The following is a 3,932-nucleotide window of genomic DNA, read 5'->3' as shown; positions in this document are numbered from 1 at the left end:
GTGGTGGTTGCCCACCGCCTGTCCACTGTGACTGATGCTGATCAGATCATCGTGATCAATGAGGGCCGGGTGGTCGCCACCGGAACACATGCCGAGCTGCTGATCACCAGCCCTATCTATAAGGACCTCGCCTCCCGTCAGCTCCTGGACGGTTAGTCCACAAGGGGTGGGAGGTTGGCCAGGAGGGTGTCGAAAAGCGCCGCGTCATAACGACGCTTCCTGGAACTCAACGCCCTGATATCCACGTCCCATCCCAGTACCCGTCCGGGATCAGCTTTTTCCAGGGCGGCGTACCACTCACGCAGGGGGTCAGCAAGCCTGGCATGCAGCTCAAAGGACTTCCGTTCACGGGTGTCATCATTGTTCTTCTGCCGGGTCAACGTGTCTAGTTCGGGGAAATCCACCAGGATGGCATCCGCAAAACCGATGCGTTTTTCCACCAGGGCCTCACGCACCAGGGTGCTCTCAAACTCAAAACGCTCCACCGAATCCTCGCCGATCCGTGCCAGGCACCAGGAGTAGTGCAGCTTCATCGGATCAGAGTCACACAGTGCGAGACCCGTTTCACTTTCCAGGGTGCGGGCACTATTCCAGCGGGCGGTGTTCACATTGGTCCAATAATGTGCCTGGACCTCCACTGCCTCTCCCCGCGGTTCCGTGCCTGTGGGCTGATACTCCGCGATAAAAGTCTGGTCAAGGCTTCGGCAGAACGTGGTCTTGCCCGCCGCACTTGGTCCTTCCACTGCAATGATCATGTACCCCAGGGTAGCTATCTGTGGGACTGCGCCGGGGTGTTTTCCCCTCCAGCTTCCCACTGATCTTTTTTCTGTAAACTGTCTTCCTAATTGGCAACCTGCCACCAAAGTATCTGAGAAAGAGGTATCTCCTTCATATGGAGCCCCCGGCGCGATCTATCTGGCCCGTCCACACTGACCACGAGGTGTTGAGGCGGGTGAGCTTATGATTTCGTCTGTTCTCACACTCTTGCTCGGACTGGTCGTCATCGGGGTGATCATCGTCATCAACGGGTATTTTGTCGCCCAGGAATTCGCCTACATGTCTGTAGACCGAACCCAGTTGCGTACCCGTGCTGATTCCGGGGATAAGAAGGCTGCCCGGGCACTGGCTATCACCGACCGCACGTCCTTCATGCTCTCCGGAGCACAGTTGGGCATCACGGTCACCGGCTTGTTGGTTGGTTTCATCGCGGAACCCCTGGTGGGTGAATCCCTCGGGGTTCTGCTTGGCGGCGTCGGTGTCCCCACCGCGGTTTCCGTGGGCGTAGGCACAATATTGGCACTGACCCTGTCCACCATCATCCAGATGATCTTCGGTGAACTCTTTCCCAAGAACTACACCATCGCGGCCCCCATGAAGTCCTCCCTGGCATTGGCCGGGTCCACCTCCATCTATCTGAAGGCAACCGGGTGGATCATCAAGTTCTTCGACCTCTCCTCCAATGGTCTGCTGAAACTGCTGCGGATTGAGCCGGTGGAGGACATTGATTCCTCCGCCACCGCTGAGGACCTGGAACATATTGTGACCACATCACGCCAGAGTGGTGATCTTGATGATCGGACCTTCCTGGTTCTTGACCGTCTGCTGGACTTCCCTGACCATAATCTCGGACACGCCATGCACCCCAGGTCCCGCTCCGATGTCCTGACACCGGAGAACACCATCGGTGAAGCACGTGAACTGATGGCCACCGCCCACACCCGCTACCCCGTGATCGATGAGGCCCACGTTCCAGTTGGTGTACTCCACCTGGTGGACCTGTTGGGTACCGATGTCCCTGCTTCCACACCGGTGGTGGAGGTGATCCGCCCCGCATTGGTCGTGCCCCAGCTCATGACCCTGCCTGATGTTCTTGATGAATTGATCACTAAGGGGGAGAAACTGGCCTGTGTGATTGATGAATACGGTGGCTTCATCGGCATCATCACCCTTGAGGATCTGGCCGAGGAGATCTTCGGTGAAATCACCGATGAACATGATCTGCCCCAGTCTGAGGAGATCACCACCACGAGCGAACACGAATGGCTGGTCGGTGGTGACACCCCTCTTGATGAGGTGGAACGTGCCGTGGGCCATGACCTTCCCGAAGGCGAGTTTGAGACCATCTCCGGGCTCCTCCTCGCCCACGCGGGTGGTCTGGTGGACACCGGTGAGACCCATGACATTGAACTGGCCGCAGAACCCGAGGACTTCATCGCATCCGACGAACCACCGGTACGTATCCTGCGCATCTACGTGGAATCCATCGAGAGAAATGTCCCCGCGAGTGTCCGGTTGACACTCATTGAGGACTATCACCCTGAGGAAGCACCCCTGGGAGAAAACCATGAACACCAGACCGAGGAAGGTCGCTAACCCATGACTGAATGGTATATCGCACTTCCCGTGACGATCCTGCTCATCGTCCTATCCGCATTCTTCGTCATCATCGAATTTGCACTGCTGGCCGCCCGACGCAACCGCCTGGAGGAAACCGCGGAGACCTCCGCTGCTTCCCGGGCTGCACTGCGCAGCCTCAACGAACTGACCATCATGCTGGCCGGTGCCCAGCTGGGCATCACCGCCGCCACCTTCGCCCTGGGTGCCATCACCAAACCCTGGGTGCACTATTCCATGATGCCGGCCTTCGATGCCTTGGGGGTTCCCCTGGGTGTTGCGGATATCATCGCCTTCATCCTGTCGCTGTTCATCGTCACCTTCCTCCACCTGGTCATCGGTGAGATGGCTCCGAAGTCCTGGGCCATCACCCACCCAGAATCAGCCATCAGGCTCATTGCCCTCCCGGCCCGGGGCTTCATCAACATCTTCCGTCCCCTGCTGACCTGGATCAATGTCATGGCCAATAAGCTGGTTAAAGTTGCCGGTGAAGAACCCGTGGAACGCGCAGCCGCCCGAGGCTATGACGCAGACACCCTGCGCATACTCGTGGAACATTCCCGTGTGACAGGCACTCTCGACGATATCTCCGCCACCCAGATCGCCGGTGTCATTGAACTGGAACAGGCCACGATCGGCCAGGCGGTGGGAGCTCCCGGCAATGATCTGAAAAACCTGCCAGCAACAGCCACGGTGCAGGATATCCACCTCACCGCGCGTGAATCTGGACACCTACGCGTGCTGCTGGATGATCCTTCCTGGGATGTCCCGCGGGTGGTGCATGCCCGCGACACCCTGACAGCAGATAAGACCGCTCCGGCAATCGACTGGTCCCGCCCAGCTTTGACGCTGCCGGAGACCGCCACCATTCAGGAAGCTCTGGAACGCATGCGGGCAGAAAATGAACAGCTGGCTGTGGTTATCTCTGTGAACAACGGTTACACCGTCCGTGGTGTGATCACCTGGGACTATATCCTGCGTCAGCTGTGGCCGAGCATTGAAAAGGAGATTGACCGGGCTCAGGCACAGCGCCGGGGCTAGTTCTGTTCCTTCCTGCCCGGGAACCTCTACTATCCAGACAACCTATCGAATTTCAGTCTCTGTGGACGTGGCCCAGACTGGATCTTCAACAAGGAAGAACTCAGCCCGAAACTCCTCTTGTCCATATGTAGCTGTCACAGCATCAAGAGTTTTCTACCAGGTTTGATCAGCGGCGTAACCAATGCACATCTGAGCCCCGTTGCCCAATGATCCCAGCTGTATAAGCAGTATCGCCATGCTGGACAAAGTGGGAGAAGGGAGCGTCGGACTGGAAAGACGGGAGCTGAAATGATATTCCAGCATCAAAGTCTCAGATCTCTTGGTGACGTATTTTTGAACTCTTCAGTGTAGATCCACCTACAACGTGTCTCCGATATGAGCTGATGCGGGATATTCGCGGGCATGAGGATGAAGAAAACCCCCGACTCTCACGCAGTGTGAGTGTCGGGGGCTGGTCAACGGGTTTCAGCCCATTGGCCGAAGCGCAATAATTAGCG

The 3,932-nt window shown here is 57.5% G+C and carries 3 protein-coding genes; 2 read left to right on the top strand and 1 reads right to left on the bottom strand.

Annotated elements, in window-relative coordinates; genetic code table 11:
* Positions 1-152: 152 nt before the first annotated feature.
* Positions 153-755, bottom strand: a complete 603-nt coding sequence (locus tag Q0M74_RS13365; RefSeq protein WP_293955268.1) for a (d)CMP kinase — start codon at positions 753-755, stop codon at positions 153-155.
* A 205-nt stretch (positions 756-960) separates the two neighbouring features.
* On the opposite strand from Q0M74_RS13365, the gene Q0M74_RS13360 reads away from it, so the two are divergent.
* Together Q0M74_RS13360 and Q0M74_RS13355 are read left to right on the top strand one after the other, a co-directional pair.
* Positions 961-2,373, top strand: a complete 1,413-nt coding sequence (locus tag Q0M74_RS13360; RefSeq protein WP_293955266.1) for a hemolysin family protein — start codon at positions 961-963, stop codon at positions 2,371-2,373.
* 3 nt (positions 2,374-2,376) lie between these two features.
* Complete coding sequence (locus tag Q0M74_RS13355; RefSeq protein ID WP_293955264.1) at positions 2,377-3,435, top strand: hemolysin family protein; 1,059 nt, start codon at positions 2,377-2,379, stop codon at positions 3,433-3,435.
* The last annotated feature ends 497 nt before the right edge of the window (positions 3,436-3,932 follow it).

The sequence above is a fragment of the uncultured Corynebacterium sp. genome (assembly GCF_945649885.1).
GTDB lineage: Bacteria > Actinomycetota > Actinomycetes > Mycobacteriales > Mycobacteriaceae > Corynebacterium.
The sequence above is the reverse complement of the archived record's forward strand: the minus strand, read 5'-3'. Positions and strand labels throughout refer to the sequence as shown.